Origin of the sequence: Saccharolobus shibatae B12 (assembly GCF_019175345.1) — an archaeon.
Classification (GTDB): Archaea; Thermoproteota; Thermoprotei_A; order Sulfolobales; family Sulfolobaceae; genus Saccharolobus; species Saccharolobus shibatae.
Window position 1 is genome coordinate 2,273,312 of the sequence record NZ_CP077717.1, and the last position, 15,285, is coordinate 2,288,596.

14 protein-coding genes and 1 pseudogene are annotated in these 15,285 nt (G+C 36.0%); 4 read left to right on the top strand and 11 right to left on the bottom strand.

The window, feature by feature from the left end:
* Nucleotides 1–51: 51 nt before the first annotated feature.
* Nucleotides 52–246: a hypothetical protein gene (locus J5U23_RS11910; RefSeq protein ID WP_218258408.1), complete on the top strand. Its 195-nt coding sequence runs from the start codon at nt 52–54 to the stop codon at nt 244–246.
* Between the two features lie 744 nt (nt 247–990).
* On the opposite strand, the pseudogene J5U23_RS11915 reads toward J5U23_RS11910, so the two are convergent.
* The 8 genes and pseudogenes from J5U23_RS11915 to nadA all read right to left on the bottom strand — a co-directional run.
* A pseudogene (locus J5U23_RS11915) lies at nt 991–1,377 on the bottom strand (M20/M25/M40 family metallo-hydrolase); the annotation flags it as partial.
* Between the two features lie 8 nt (nt 1,378–1,385).
* Nucleotides 1,386–2,273 (bottom strand): DUF1177 family protein, encoded by an 888-nt coding sequence (locus J5U23_RS11920; RefSeq protein WP_218266288.1) that lies wholly within the window; start codon nt 2,271–2,273, stop codon nt 1,386–1,388.
* Nucleotides 2,270–3,505, bottom strand: a complete 1,236-nt coding sequence (locus J5U23_RS11925) for an FAD-binding oxidoreductase (RefSeq protein ID WP_218266289.1) — start codon at nt 3,503–3,505, stop codon at nt 2,270–2,272. The genes J5U23_RS11920 and J5U23_RS11925 overlap by 4 nt, the downstream gene beginning before the upstream one ends.
* Nucleotides 3,506–3,698: 193 nt before the next feature.
* On the bottom strand, nt 3,699–4,673 hold the full coding sequence (locus tag J5U23_RS11930; RefSeq protein WP_218266290.1) for an ABC transporter ATP-binding protein: 975 nt from the start codon (nt 4,671–4,673) through the stop codon (nt 3,699–3,701).
* The gene (locus J5U23_RS11935; RefSeq protein WP_218258413.1) at nt 4,670–5,473 is read right to left on the bottom strand and encodes a carbohydrate ABC transporter permease; all 804 of its coding nucleotides are present in this window, start codon (nt 5,471–5,473) and stop codon (nt 4,670–4,672) included. Before J5U23_RS11935 ends, J5U23_RS11930 begins: the two co-directional genes overlap by 4 nt.
* A 1-nt stretch (nt 5,474) precedes the next feature.
* Nucleotides 5,475–6,293 (bottom strand): carbohydrate ABC transporter permease, encoded by an 819-nt coding sequence (locus J5U23_RS11940; RefSeq protein ID WP_218266291.1) that lies wholly within the window; start codon nt 6,291–6,293, stop codon nt 5,475–5,477.
* Between the two features lie 5 nt (nt 6,294–6,298).
* Entirely contained in the window at nt 6,299–7,732 is a 1,434-nt protein-coding gene (locus J5U23_RS11945) for an ABC transporter substrate-binding protein (protein ID WP_218258417.1), read from the bottom strand.
* Between the two features lie 434 nt (nt 7,733–8,166).
* Nucleotides 8,167–9,105, bottom strand: a complete 939-nt coding sequence (nadA, locus tag J5U23_RS11950; protein WP_218260819.1) for a quinolinate synthase NadA — start codon at nt 9,103–9,105, stop codon at nt 8,167–8,169.
* An 87-nt stretch (nt 9,106–9,192) separates the two neighbouring features.
* Here nadA and J5U23_RS11955 point away from each other — a divergent pair, with 87 nt between their 5' ends.
* Genes J5U23_RS11955 through J5U23_RS11965 form a run of 3 tightly spaced genes read left to right on the top strand, consistent with a single transcriptional unit; the run spans nt 9,193 to nt 11,843 of the window.
* Nucleotides 9,193–10,605, top strand: a complete 1,413-nt coding sequence (locus tag J5U23_RS11955) for an L-aspartate oxidase (protein WP_218266292.1) — start codon at nt 9,193–9,195, stop codon at nt 10,603–10,605.
* Nucleotides 10,602–11,453, top strand: coding sequence for a carboxylating nicotinate-nucleotide diphosphorylase (nadC, locus tag J5U23_RS11960; RefSeq protein ID WP_218266293.1), 852 nt, complete (start codon nt 10,602–10,604; stop codon nt 11,451–11,453). The genes J5U23_RS11955 and nadC overlap by 4 nt, the downstream gene beginning before the upstream one ends.
* A gap of 18 nt (nt 11,454–11,471) precedes the next feature.
* Nucleotides 11,472–11,843 (top strand): DUF302 domain-containing protein, encoded by a 372-nt coding sequence (locus J5U23_RS11965; protein ID WP_218258421.1) that lies wholly within the window; start codon nt 11,472–11,474, stop codon nt 11,841–11,843.
* Here the strand turns inward: J5U23_RS11965 and J5U23_RS11970 are convergent.
* The 3 genes from J5U23_RS11970 to J5U23_RS11980 are packed head-to-tail and all read right to left on the bottom strand — an operon-like array spanning nt 11,826 to nt 15,279.
* Nucleotides 11,826–12,173 (bottom strand): PadR family transcriptional regulator, encoded by a 348-nt coding sequence (locus J5U23_RS11970; RefSeq protein ID WP_012711237.1) that lies wholly within the window; start codon nt 12,171–12,173, stop codon nt 11,826–11,828. The two genes, J5U23_RS11965 and J5U23_RS11970, sit on opposite strands and share 18 nt — an antisense overlap.
* A 32-nt stretch (nt 12,174–12,205) precedes the next feature.
* Nucleotides 12,206–13,396, bottom strand: coding sequence for an MFS transporter (locus J5U23_RS11975; protein WP_218266294.1), 1,191 nt, complete (start codon nt 13,394–13,396; stop codon nt 12,206–12,208).
* Between the two features lie 38 nt (nt 13,397–13,434).
* Nucleotides 13,435–15,279 carry an amylo-alpha-1,6-glucosidase gene (locus J5U23_RS11980; protein ID WP_218266295.1) on the bottom strand — a complete coding sequence of 615 codons (1,845 nt, stop codon included), beginning with the start codon at nt 15,277–15,279 and terminating at the stop codon, nt 13,435–13,437.
* Nucleotides 15,280–15,285 lie beyond the last annotated feature (6 nt).

Genomic DNA, 15,285 nt, shown 5'->3' on the forward strand with positions numbered 1-15,285 from the left:
TAGGTTTTTTCAAATGTTTCGAGTACTCCCAGTTCTGAGGCATATTTCTTGATGTTTTCAAGTGTGAATGGCGGTATTGGAGGGTTAATGAGGGATAAAGTTTTCTCGTCTATCAAGTCGTTTACAATTCCAATTATGCCGGATTGGGATAGGATTGGTGAGCCTATATCAGTGATTTTTACTTTTTATGATGTTGTGAATTTTGATGAAGAGATTGTTCCATGGTTTTCCTTTGGTTTCTCGTAATATAAATCGTAATAGGGATATAAAAGAGTTTTCATCAATTATTTTTCTTCGGTTAAGTATATGATCAAGTATATACGGTGTGTATGTTAGTTGTACCGTGTTTTTAATTTCTATACCAATTTTTGGATTTATCCAATCGTCTCCATATTTTCTATAAACTGCTAGTACTATTACGTTTGATTTCGTGTTTATAATTTACTCATTGATGTGTTTAGGACGAACCAACTATGAAAGGGATAAAAGTAGTAGGAGTGAACTATTGCTAAGTAATCTTTCCAGTGTTCTGATTTCCCTACAATGTAAACGTAATAGTCTTCTTTCTCTGTTTTTACTACTATACCATGTCTTATGGTTTGTGATAGGTGTTTTGTTTTCGTTAGTAGTACTCTTTTAGTTGATGCTAGGGCATGATAATATTGGTAAGCGTTTACGTTTCTAGGATATGGGGATGATAATTCAGTGAAGCTAAGCTTTTCTTTTATTTTTCCTATAACTTATATGGCGCTTTCCTTAAATTCGTTGTAGTGTATTTCATCTGTAATTTGGCTTAAATCGTTAGGAGGAATTGGTATTTCTAGTAATGTCATTTTTTAATATTTAGGCTTCTTGAATTATATGTTCTCCCTGACGTGCATTCATCATTATTCAGCAAAGACCAATTAGAACATCCAATAATTGTTTTGCGTTAGAGTTTAAATAAAGTTATATGAAGAAATGAGTTAAATAGGGTCGTTAATATTTCTCTCTAGAAAGGGCTAAATATAAGCTCACAATTGAACCTTTCATATCTGAGGTTCCCCTTCCGTATGCCTTATTATCAATAATTTTGAGCTCGAAAGGATTTGTTAACCAACCATCCCTGGTGGGACAACGTCATAGTGAAAGTTGAAGTGAAGTATAGGATTTGGGCTGTTTCTTACAATTACTATTATTCTTTTGTTCCCTTTATGTGATGGAGAGTAAATGTAGTATTTGTCCATGTATTCCTCTGGTATTTCGATTAGCTGTATTTGAAAACCTATCATTAAATAGGTATTTAAGATAAAGTGCAATATTCTCGTATTCTAATCCAGGTGGATTAACTGTTTTGATTTGTATTAGGTCTTTCAGTAGTTTTGCTGGATCTACCATTTCAATGATTACCTTCTTTTAGCTTTTAACAAATTAGACTTTCCTAATCTATTCTCTAATTCTTCTAATTCTCTCTCTTCATATATTTTCCCTCCATTTTCTATATATTTAAGGAGTTCGATGCAAAATCTTGACGCGTGTTCTAACATTTCAATGTTTAATACACCAGTTTCATATCCCGGTATAACTTGTTTGGAGACGGTTGCAATTCCAATCACTGGAGAATCTGTATATAGCCATGGCGAGATCAGAGTACTAATGTGATATACATTATAATCTAGAGGAGTTAGATCGCCAGTTGTCAAAGGAACCATGTAAATTTCGTGACCAGTTACCTTATTGTAAATGTCAATTACGTTATCGTGAAGTTTTAGGATATACCCGTCTTTAACTACATGAGTTATTGCGAAATCGTCGAACTTAGCTATTCTGTTTCCTTTAGTTGAGTCAATTGATACAACGAATGAGGCCGAGGGATCGACTTCAACTTTAAGTGCTTCATCTAATCCTAAAAGTGGGACCATGAAGTCAAATGGTTTATGGGGAATTAGTTTAGCCTTAACGGACAAGTTAGTTACAAATAGTACATTAAGATCAAGTTCTATTCCTTTTTCTCTTAAATTGAGAAGTTCTAGAAGTGTGGCTAGGCTTACAATTGCTCCATCAGCGTCAGAGACTAAACCCTTATTTACCCCAACCATTTGTATTGCCCCTAATCTTCCTAAGATCTCTACTTTGTCCTTTCCTCCGCCTTCATAAAGTGCTTTTATAAAGGTTACTTCTCCAGCTTTTACTTCCTCGTATTTGACTTTACCTTCTAGCTTCTCCCTTATCTTCTGTAATGGGTCTTCAGATTCTAGAATGTCTATAACCTCTAATAACTTTTTTAACATCATACTCTCAGCTTCCCCGGATTTAGGATATCGTGAGGATCTACTATTCGTTTATATTTCTTCATTAGTTCTAATCTATATTCTTCATCTACTCTATCATTTACAACTAAGGAGTGTATTTCAAATGGTATCCCTTCCTTTGTCATTATTGAATCTATTATGTTAAAGTTTCGTCTATCAGAGATGAAGACTGTGTAAATTACGGTTTCCCCTCTCAATGTCATAACATCGCCGTGTATTAGTACATTAGAACCTAAAGCGTCTTTGACTTGACTTACTACTTTAAGGAAACTGTTAAGAGAGAGCAATCTAACCTCGTAAAAATAATCGGAGAAATTGGTTAGTCTACTCATGGTAACGTAAATAGCTGCAAATGCCAATTCGTCTAAGAATTTCATATCTACTTCTTCTCCAAAGCTTTTTGTACTTGCGACTATTACATTCCATTTACCCGGAGCTACTCTATTTTTAGCAACTAATGATAAGGCCTCTTGATCCTCTATAGTGATTCTCCTTATCTTATCTCTTTCATTCTCTGCATCTTTTAGGAATTTTACCAACTTACCTAGTTCATCAAATCTTATTATTTGATCTTTCCAGTCTTCATAATCCACAGTAGTTATATCAGCCTCGATTATTATGCCAGTTGTCCCAGCTGCTTGAGCTACGGCTAAGGTATTTTCTCCGGTTAGTTCAAAAGTTCCAGTAGGGCCAACAATTTTTACATGTCTAATTCCGCCGTTATGGAAATGATAGCCATATTGATATGATCCAATCCCTACATCTCCTCCTGCAATATATCCTCCTAAAGTGGAAATGTAAAAGCTACTAGGATATACTTGTAATTCTTTTCCCCTCTTCCTAAGGTAATTCAGAGCATCTAGAACCTTTACTCCGGGGGATATTTTCAAATACTTCTCGTCATATTCCATAGTTTTATTTAATTTCTGAATATCCAATACAATAGAGGGATGTATTGGTAGTACTTGTCCTATTGTAGATGTTCCTGCACCCCTAGCTAATAAGGGGATTCTATGAATATCGCAAAATTTAACAACGAATTCAACGTCATACCTATCTTCAACAATTACTACCCCTAGCACTCTCTTACCCATTTTCGATAGGATTGGAGAGACTAAATAGGGAGATTTGGAGTAGTGATCTATGACGTTATCGTTCATAATAAGCTTTGAACCAAGTTCTTTCTCAAGTTCGTCTAATTTCATCATAAACATTATTTATAAATTAATATTAAAGGACTACCTTTAACAATGTAAAATGATTATGTTTTTGACAAGGAATAGGCAATAAGGAGAGCTAATGAGTTATATCTTAGGGTAGATTGTTAAGGGTATATGCTTATATCGGTTTTAATAAGAAAATAGACATATAAGAAAAAATATTTTGGGAACATTAACAATAATTTTTCTATTCTTGTACCAGTTGTCCATCATTATATTTTCTATATTTAATTATTTCAAACCTAACTTCTTGACCTACGTCATAAAATTCCTGAGAAAGGATAGTTATATTATTATTTTTGAAATTGCATATTAAGTATCTTGACTCCCCTGAAGCTTCTACTGATTCTACCATACAAGATAAATTGCCTTTTCCTACTTCTACCCATTCTGGTCTAAACCCTATTTCTTGCGCCTTTTCTTTCATTAGTTCACCAGGTAAAAAATTCATTGGGAATTCACCTACGAATTGCGCTACCCATTTTGTTGTTGGATATTCATATAGTGTTTTTGGATCGCTGACTTGTTCGAATTTGCCTTTATGAAGTACAGCAATCCTATCTGCTAGACTTAAGGCTTCCTTTTGATCGTGGGTTACATAAATGAACGTACCTTTCAATTCCTTTTGTATTCTCTTTAGCTCTCCTCTAGCTATTGTCCTTACTCTAGCATCTAGATTACTTAATGGTTCATCCAACAAGAAATAGCTTGGATTTCTTACAATTGCCCTAGCCAGTGCGACCCTTTGTTGTTGCCCTCCACTGATTTGTGTTACTTTTTTATCTAATATTTCTGATATACCTAAAAGCTTTGCAGCTTTTTCCACTCTTTCTATCATTTCCTCTTTTTTCATTCCCCTCATCTTGAGTGGAAATGCTATATTATCTCTCACTGACATGTTTGGGTAAAGTGCGTAGTTTTGAAATACCATAGCAACATTTCTCTTCTCTGGGGGTCTGTCTGTAATGTCTACTCCATCTGCTATAATTTTTCCCTTATCTGGTTTTTCAATTCCTGCCAAGATTTTCAATAATGTTGATTTCCCTTCTCCACTTGGTCCTAGTATTACAAAGAACTCTCCAGTCTCTATCTTCTCTGTTATGCCGTTAATTACAATGTTTTTGCCATATTTCTTTACAATATCTATTAGTTCTACCGTCATCCTTTTATCCCTCCTGCTAGATATTCTCCCCTTAGATATTTTTGTAATGCAAAAGTTAAAATTATTACAGGAATTGTGAATATTAGTGAAAATGCTATTCCTGCCAATAAGTTTCCTCTGGTAACGTCTTGATATATTGTTACTGGAAGTGTGGAGTGATAGGGAATTAATAGGATTGCATAAGTAAACTCATCCCATGAGAACATCCATGATATTAGGAATGCTGCTGCTATACCAGGTGCTGCTAGTGGTAAGAGTACTGAAAATAACCTATTAAATAAATTTGCACCATCAACTCTAGCTTGATGTTCGAGGTCAATGGGTATTGATGAGAACGTGCCTTGTAAGATGAACGTAGCTAATGGTAATGTTATTAGTGTTTGTGCTAAGGCTAGACCTATTACGGATTCAAAAAGGTGAAGTTTAAGAAAATCTACTGCTATTGGAATACCTATTACTATTGCTGGCATCATATTGGTAACTAATAGAAGGATAATTATGGAATATGCTATGGCTCTTGGTAATCTACTTAAACCATATCCCGCTGGAATAGCCAATGCTATGGTAATGATTCCCACTAATGTTGCTGTCTCCAGACTTTTTATGAATGGATCAATAAACGCTGTGCCTTGTAATGCTGTTAGTAGGTTATTTAGTGTTAGTGACACCGGTAATAGTGAGGGGAATTTCGCTAAGACGGTATATTTTGGAGAATTAAATGCGAGTAATACTAAAATGTAAAGTGGAAATAGGAAGTAAATTCCTACTACTATTGCACCTAAATATGTCCACCATCTCATGTTATCTACCTCCGGAGAGTTTGATTACTATGCTAGAAAATACTAGGATGAATCCAAGAAGTATCGTTGCCGAAGCTAATGCTAATCCAACTTCTGGAAAAGTTGTAGTATATAAATCGTATATTAAAGTGGTGAGGAGAGGGGGATGCTCACCAATCAGTATTAAAGGTAAAGCGAATATGTTGAATTCTTGCACTCCCCTTAGAATAAGTGATATTCCAATGAAGCTCCTAAGGTTTGGTAATGTTATGTAGAAAAATCTCCTAATTGGCCCAGCTCCATCTATTGCAGACGCGTAATATAACTCCTTTGGTATTGAGGACATTCCAGCCAATAATATTAAGGCTACAATGGGTGTGTTTTTCCAGCTGTCCGCAATCATTACTACCAATAATGACGAGATGGAAGATTGGTACCAATTTACGTTAAGTCCAAAGAGGGAATGGAGAATTGTATTTGCGTATCCTCCAGAGGTTTGAAAGACGAAGCTGAAAGTTACTGCTGCGACAACTGTTGCAATACCCATTGGTATTATTGTTATACTAGATAAAGCTCTTTTCCCAAAGAATTCTCTAGCTAAAACTGATGCAACTAGAAAACCTAGGGCTAGCTGTATTGCTAATGCACCAATTGTAACTACTATTGTATCAATTATTGCACCAGACAAATTAAAATAGGATAGTTCTTCATAATTATATAAAGAGAAACCCCCATGAGGGTCTTGAAAACTTAAATAAACAGCCTCAATTGTGGGAAAAAAGGCAAAACCAATTACGTATGCCAATGCAGGAAGTACTAATAAAAAAGGGGTTAACTTCACTTTACTCACCCATATAGTGGCCCAAACACCCCTTCCTCATACTCTTGTGCTACTGTTGCATTATAGTTTTGTAAGAGATACTGATACATTTCCTTATTTGCTTGGCTCAATATTTGAGGTATCTGCGAATATGGTGCATGATTTACGATTATTTGATTAAACACGTTGTCTGCTATCTGTCCCCAGACAGTTATCCACGGTACTGGTTCTCTAAAGAATGCGTTCTGTAAGGCTTCTTCTTCAGCCTTGTATAGTGAACTTATATTACTTGGAAGGTTTTGATAAGCCTGTTGATTTACTGCTGGCCATGAGAGGTATATGATAAATTCTCTTTGAACTTGTGGAGATAGTAAGAATTTGGCGAATTCTATTAGTGCATTAATGTGCGTTGCTCCCTTAGGTATTGCTAATACATCACCACCTACTAAATGATCACCGTTAACAGGGCCGGTAGGGCCAGGATAGAAGCCTATGTTGCTCATATTAACTCCTTCACTGGCCATAACGCTATAGATATAGGGCCACTGATAATCGATTAAATAGTAACTGCCATCTATCAATCCCTTATAGCTTCCCCAATATCCGTGAACGTAATCTGGGTTAAAATATTGTGAGAGATTGTACAAATATTCAAATGCAAGTACATCGCCAGAATCATTAAATAAGAATGGATTTCCACCAGCCTGGACCATCCACTGGTAAAGCTCAGTATAGGTACTTGCCCCACCATGCCCTTGGAACATTATTGGTTTTACACCAGTTTTATCATAAATTATCTTTGCGTATTGCAGCAATTGTGACCAATTTTCTGGTGGAGAAGTCAGACCTATTTGCCTAAAGAGACTTGCGTTATACCAGACTAGAGGAATGTTAGCTCTTAGAGGAATGAAGTAAGTACCATGATATACTTTTTGTTCATACTGGACTAATGATTGCATTGATGGAATTAGACTAACATTCTGTAAGATTTGATTTACATATGGGGTTAGGTTCATTAAATAGTTACCATTGAGCAATTCTCCTATAACTAGGTTGTCTTCACCGATTATAACTGGACCAACATTACCACTCATTACTAACTCTTCAACACTTTTTACTATATCACTGGCACTTTCATCAACATAATTAATTTTAATATTAGGATGTGTTGCCTCGAATTGTGGAATTATTATTTTCTGTGTTATGTTGGCTTCAGATGGCGATAGATCATCGAAATAGGTTATAGTGATGACTTGTGATGGAGATGTTGACGTAGCTGATTGCGAAGTAGACGGAGAAGTGGTAGATACTACTTGTGACGGCTTATGACTAAGTAGAGTTACCGCAGCAACAGCTCCTATTACGATTACTACTATTGCTACTACTATTCCTATTACTGTGGTTGTTGATAAACCACGTCTCATTTTTTCTTTTTTGGAGAATTTATCTGGGCGAGACATGGTATTATATAGATAGTTCATAGCGCTTAATAAACTTTTTTAAAAGTTGTAGTCAGATAAGTTAGAATTTAGTTCTAATTAGATTTATCCATGAATGTCTAAAGAATTTAAATTTGGTATATAACTATAATTATCTTTCAAGATGACCAGATGTTCGGCATAGGAAATATATAATACGATCTAAGTAATATATAGCAAAAAAGGGATAAAATTTTATATACTTATAGCAGTTGTTCTAATTTTCCTCGGTAATACAAAATTCCGGTACTACCGATAAAGTTTTTAGTTTAGTGTTTAGTTAATTAAAAATATGAGGATAAACTCCTCAGGTTAGTTGAGATGTGTTTAGTTGATGCACTAGGTTTGATGAAAATCTTTAAGCTACGTTAAAGTAGAACAACTGCTAATATACTTAATAAAATTACTCTTGCTTATCATTCTAACAACTTCATAGTATTTTCAAATGCCATCTTAGCCCTTTCTGCAATATCCTCCGGTACTTTAACCTCGTAAACCTCTTCCTCTAATGACCTCTTTACCTTTTCCAAAGTTATTATGTTCATATATGGGCATCTAGCACAAGCGCAAGCTTCGGTCGTTACGAGCGGATAGAATTTCTTACTGGGATTCTTAATCTTCAGAGCGTTTATCATACCTATCTCTGTTGCAACAATGAACTCCTCGTTTTTATTCTCCTTTGAGAATTGTATCATTTGATTGGTAGATCCCACGAAGTCTGCGCTTTCTAAAATTTCCAATGGCGCCTCTGGATGAGCCATTAACAAGGCATTAGGATACTTTTTCCTTGCCAATTCTACCAGTTGCTTAGTATAGTTGGCATGTACTATACATCTACCATTTGGCGGTACTTTAATAATCTTCTTATTGGGAACTTTTTGTTGAACGTAATTAGCTAGATTGGCATCTGGTCCAAATAGTATTGTTTGTGCGTTTAGTTTCTGCACGACGTTCACTGCAGTTGAAGACGTTACTATGTAATCTGCTAGAGCCTTAGCGTAAATGCTGGTATTTATGTAAAGCACTACTGGGGCATTAGGGTATCTCTCTTTATACTCTTGTAATGTTTTAACGTCAAGTGCGTCAGACAAAGTACAACCTGCACTAGGGTCTGGTGAAAGTACTTTCTTATCTGGATTTAACGCTGAAGCTTGTTCCGCCATGAAATACACTCCTGCAAATAGTATAATCTTAGCGTTTGTCTTCATTGCCTTAACTGCCAGGTCGTAAGAATCTCCAGTGAAGTCTGAAACTAACTGAACAGAGTATTCCATGTAGTTGTGTCCTAAAATTATTGCATTCTTTTCAGTTTTTAGCTTCTTTATTTGACTGAGTAACTCTTCAACTCTAGTCATTTTCCGAACATGTGTTCGTATATCAATCTAGTATAAAAACTTTTAGTTAATAAAAAACTTTTTATTTAACCGAACATATGTTCGAGTATGATCTACATTTTCGGCAGTGGTCTAGCGGGTCTAAGCGCTGCAATATCCTTGCATAAATCTGGATACAAGGTAACCGTTATTTCGAAGAAAATTGATGGGGGCTCAAGTTATTGGGCGAAGGGTGGTATTGCTGCAGCTGTTGGCAATGACGATTCCCCAGAACTTCACTTGAGCGATACTTTGAAAGTGGGTGATGGGTTATGTGATGTTAAATCTGTGGATTACGTTACGAGGGAGATTCGTTATGTTGTTAGCGCAGTTGAGAAATGGGGTTTCAGATTTGATGAGGGTTTAAGGTTAGAGGGCGGGCATTCTAAGAGAAGGGTATTGCATAAGACTGACGAGACTGGTAGGGAGATAACTAGTTTCCTTTTGAACTTAGCTAAGAAAGAGGGAATTAATCTTGTTGAAGATAAGTTACTAGCCTTAAAGGTTAAAGATTGTAAGGTTGTAGGATTCGTAACGGAAAAGGGTGGAAGCTTTGACGCCGAAAAGGTCGTTTTAGCTACAGGTGGTTATGGCTATTTGTTTAAATTTACTTCTAATCCTAGCACAAACGTGGGAGACGGTATAGCCATAGCCTTTAGGACTGGAGCTTTGGTTTCAGATATGGAGTTTGTTCAATTCCACCCTACTGTTACAACGTTTGATGGTAAAGCCTATTTATTGACTGAAACCCTAAGGGGTGAGGGAGCGATTCTGCTGAATGAGAAGGGCGAAAGATTTGCTTTCAATTATCACAGTAAGGGTGAATTAGCACCAAGGGATGTTTTAAGTAGGGCTATCTATGACCAGTACAAGAAGGGGCATATAGTTTATATTGATCTTTCACCCATTGAAGATTTTGATGAGAAGTTCCCCGTTTTAAGTGAATACATTAAGAGGTACGGTAAGAAGTTACAAGTTTTTCCCGGGGCGCATTATACTATTGGAGGGATAAGGATAAATGTTCGTGGAGAAACTAATATTAAAGGTTTATATGCAATAGGTGAGATTTCGGATAGTGGTCTTCACGGTGCGAATAGATTGGCTAGTAATTCCTTGGCTGAGGATTTAGTGTATGGTGTTAACTTACCAATTTATATTGACAATTGGGAGGGGTTAAGTGTGAATGATGCTAAGGAAACTGTTGAGGTTAAGTTAAATGATGGGAATTCTTTGAGTTTAGATGAGATAAGAGAGTATAATTGGAATTATTTAGGGATTGTCAGAAATGGCGAGGGGTTAAGTAAGTTGGTTAAGGTTTACGAGTCTGCTGATTTGAACGATAACGCTACACTGGTTAGCCTATTAAGTGCCAAAGGGGCATTGCTAAGAACGGAAAGTAGAGGTACACATTATAGGGAGGATTATCCTAATAAGAGTTGGGAAGACGGTAAGAGGATATATTTCGTGGTGAGCAGAAATTGATTGAGTGGATTTACGTTAAGAGGCTCTTGGATTATTTAGAAGAAGACGTAATGCCAGAGGATATTACTACTAAATTTTTAGAGGGTATAAAGGCAAGAGGTGTTGTTAAGTGTAAGGATTCTGGGATTTTGGCGGGTAATAGGTTTGTTATTCCTTTTCTCAACTACTTAGGGTTTTCTAACATAAATGGGGAGAAAGACGGTAGTGAGGTTAACAAAAATGACGTTGTTTTGATTTTTGAGGGTAATGCTGATGTTTTGACTGTTGAGAGGCTTATTTTGAACTTCCTAGGTAAGCTTTCCGGCATTGCAACTATTACCAATTTAATGGTTAAGAGGGCTAGAGAAGTTAACCCTAATGTAAGAATTTCTGGCACTAGGAAGACTACCCCGGGCTTTAGGTTATTTGAAAAGTACGCTATTGAGGTTGGTGGTGGTGATCCTCATAGGTATAATTTATCCGATGCTGTGTTGATTAAGGATAATCACATTGCTCTGTATGGGAATATCGAGGAGCTTATTAAGAGGGTTAAATCTTCAGTGAGCTTTACTAAAATTATTGAAGTTGAGGTTTCTTCTTATGAAGACGCAATAAGGGCTTATAAGGCTGGTGCTGATGCCATATTACTAGATAATATGAAACCTTACGAGATTTTACCAATAGTCAATGAGCTTAAGGGTAAGGTCATTTTAGAGGTTTCTGGTGGGGTAACGCCGGATAATGTTGTTGATTACGCTAAGACTGGCGTGGATGTTATTTCCAGTGGTTATATTACACATAGTTCTAGGTCTTTGGATTTCTCTCTTGATGTAGGAAAAAATCTAATTTTGGAAAAACTTTTTAAGTAATGCGTTACAGCCTAACGTATGTTCAACATTAAGGAATGCAAGCTTAGCTTTAACGAGTGTATTAAGACATTAATTGAAAGGATAAAATCATATGGAGCTGAAGTTTTTGCAATTGTTGATCACTCTGAGAACGCGAGAAAGGTTGGGCTTAATTTAGAGCCTACTGTCGTAGTTTATTTTGGAAACCCTAGAGTTGGTACTTTATTAATGCTTGAGAATAGGCATATCGCTTATGAGTTACCTTTAAGGTTCCTAGTCTGGAGTGAAAATGGCGTTGTTAAGATTGGTTATAGGAAGCCGAGTGATATTGGAGAGGAGTATAATATAAGACATGGAGAATTGTTAGAGAAGATGGATAAGTTCATGGAGGGTTTACTCTCTAACCTTTAATTTTTGGATATCTGCTATTAACTCGTCTAGTACCATTCTTACAGCTATTAGCGGTTTCTCGTGGGATAGTAAAAATCTTTTGCCCTTGTCAGTTATAAAGTACTTCTTTATCTCTTGTCCTCTCTCGTTTTTCATAACTTGCGGTATTGTCAGTCCTCTTCTTTCTAAGTTCTTCAGTATAACGTATATTGAACCTTCTGGTAGTTTATAATCCAACTTCTCTCTTATTATCTTTTCGAGTTCATATCCGTGTTTTGGCTCTTCTAAAAGCGTCTTTAAAATTAGTAGTGTTATTATCCCACCAAGAATCTTTTCTGTCCTTCTAGCCACAAAGAACTATATAAAATTTATGGATAAAAAGCTTACCCAAATAATGGTACCTTGCTTTTCTTTGGCGGTTTGGGAACTAAGGCTGTCAATGCTCCCGCGAGGAAAGCCATTACGGTTACAATTTCGCTCGCAAATACTAGGTTTGAAACTTGAGATATTGCTCCTACTATTATTGGTCCAATAACTCCTCCGCCAGTAACTCCTAATCCCCAAACTAGTGAGTTTGCAAAACTAGCTGAGTTTCTAGGTACGAAATCTCCAACTATTGATAACATTAGTGGAAATGCACTGAAGTTAAAGAATCCAAATAGTGAGAGTAAAGCTATGTTCGGTATTTTTAGAAATAGGAGTAACATTATGGCTGCGCCAAAGGTCGATATGGCGTAAATTAGTCTTCTCCCTACTCTATCTGATAGAAATCCCAGTATCGGTTGCCCTACTACAGCTGCGGCTAGGGCTATGGTAATTGCTTCACCTAAATTAACGTTGTAAGTATAGCCATAATTTTCTACTAATAGTGTTGGAAGGAACTGTGAGATTCCTTGACCAAATACGCTTCGTAGTAGTGCAATAATAGTTAGCAAGATTACTACAAATAATGTACTTCTGGTATTGGTTGTAGTAGAGGGAGAAGGCGTTTTGGGATCTTCTTCTTTCGTAATAGTAATCTTTAGGAATAATGATGGTAACGCTGCTATTATTGATATTATGCCTATTATTAGCGCATCTAAGGTCATGTCCTTATTCAATATTGCAAACAGGGATAATGTTAATGTTGGGTAAATCGCTCTGCCTAGACTGCCCATTGACCCGTTAATACCTAATGCAATACCCGCATTTCCTTTGTATGTTATTGATAGGACAGCAGCACCTATTGGATGATAGAATGCTGATGCAAAACCCGCTATTGCTACTGAAATAAATGTTAATGGCAAGAAGTGAAGTTGTATTGAGTAGCCGAATAGTATTAGTCCAATTCCCCACAGTAGTATTCCTATTCCCATTATCCTGGAATAGTTAGTAAACTTATCTGCTACTCTAGAAACTAATGGCGAGGCTAATGCAGATATGCCGAAGAAGAATGCACCGGATAGTATTCCAATTAGGAATTTTGATATATCAAGATACGTTATTAGAAATGTGAATGCTACTGGAAGAAACCAGCTATTTCCATCGTTTATAAAGTGAGATAATGAAGTTAAGGTTAGTATTCTGGTTTTCATAAGAATAGATTAAAGTCTTACCCCTAAAAAATTTACCCCTATAGTTTTGACAAGTTAACAAGCACTCTATATACTTCTGCGTTGCTCCACGCTTGTGCAAAACATCCTCTTGGTCTATATGGTGGTATGTCATCAAAAATTTCCGGTATATATCCTTGATTTTTACTGGCGTGAGTTAGAAGGGGATTTAAGTACTCTAGCAAAAGTTTTAGTTCCATTATGTTACTTTCAAGTTTTAACTTGGCATCAACGTATGCACCCAGTAGCCAAGGCCATATGGGTCCATTATGATAAGCCTCATCTCTGCTTCTCCTATCCCCCTTATATACTGGTTTATAGTTAGGATCTTCTCTACTTAAGCTACTTAATCCGTATTGTCTAAGCAATTTACTTTCAATAAGTGTTAAGATCTTAGAAGCTATATTCTTATCATCTATTATGGGAAATGGTAAAGAAATGGAAAATATTTGGTTAGGTCTTATGCTCTTATCTGGAATGTTGTCCCAGCTTATATAATCGTAAAGACCGTTTTGTGAAATGAATTTTTCTGCAAATGATTTCTTAACTTTTTCTGCAAAAACTGATAAATATTCTGCTTTTTCTCCCAATTCCTTAAGTAAGAATTCAGCTATCCTTAATGCGTTATACCATAATGCGTTTATCTCAACTGCAGCGCCTTCTCTTGGGGTTACTATTCTACTATCATAAGATGCGTCCATCCAAGTTCTTGGGGCTCCTTTGTGGAAAATTAGGTTGTCAACGTTATAGACTACCCCATTTCCCTTGGAATACCAGTCTATTATATCCAAGACCTTATCAAATACCTTTCTAATAAAGTCCTTATCTCGTGAATAAATATAAGTTTTATAAATTGCGTTTATAGCCCAGAGTGAAATATCAACACCTTTGTATACTGGTTCTCCGTTATAGCTTATGAAATTGTTTGGTAGCATACCCCTTTTTTCAAGATTTAAATATCTGAGAATGATTTGTTTAGCAATATCATACTGTTTATCAACGAGTAAAAGTCCCTCTAAAGATATGAAAGTGTCTCTCCCCCACTCGTCAAACCAATGATATCCAGCTATAATTGCCCAGCCGTCTTTTCCTTTGACTACAAAGTCTTTTCCTACCACTGAAAGAAGTTTTAAAATATCATAGTGATCAGTTTCTTCAACGTTCAAATCCTTTGGACGTTGGTCGTAATATGCTGTAACTGAGATCTTATTTGAGGTTGAGATAATGCAGAATGGATTATATAAATCTTCCATATAATTATTCCCTAACTCTTGATCCAATTTATAAATAAAGTTATAATACCAGTAACCAGAATTCATTAGCTCATACTTATCATGAATTTCAAAGTTCAAAATTCTTTTCCCTTCGTATAATACGTAAATTATATTTGGTGGATAAATCTCATACGTAAAGAATTCGTTTTGGAATTTCTTAGCTAGATGATGGCTTCTAAAAGTAACGAAGGGACATAATTTGAATTTACCCCTAGTCGCAATATAGGTAATTGTTATCGCGTTGTAACCTTTATGAACCTTTAGAGTTTTTTGAACTTGCGAATAACCAAAGTCATAATACCAGGTTATTTTGTTATTACCGGTTTTTTCAACGTTTACTAGATATTTATACCCATCTGGATAATATGAGTTCGGATAATGATTAGTCGACATCGAGTACGCGTTACCGTTAATAAGCAAGAAATCCTCAAACTTGGAAAGTATTAGGAATCTATGATGTGGTTGGTTTAATGGAACTATTAAGTATCCATGGTAAGTCCTGGCGTTTATTCCGCATATTGTGGATGATGCGTATCCTCCAGTCCTAGTTGGTAAAAGCCATTCCTCCTCGCACTGGTCTAAGGGGATCATCCAAGG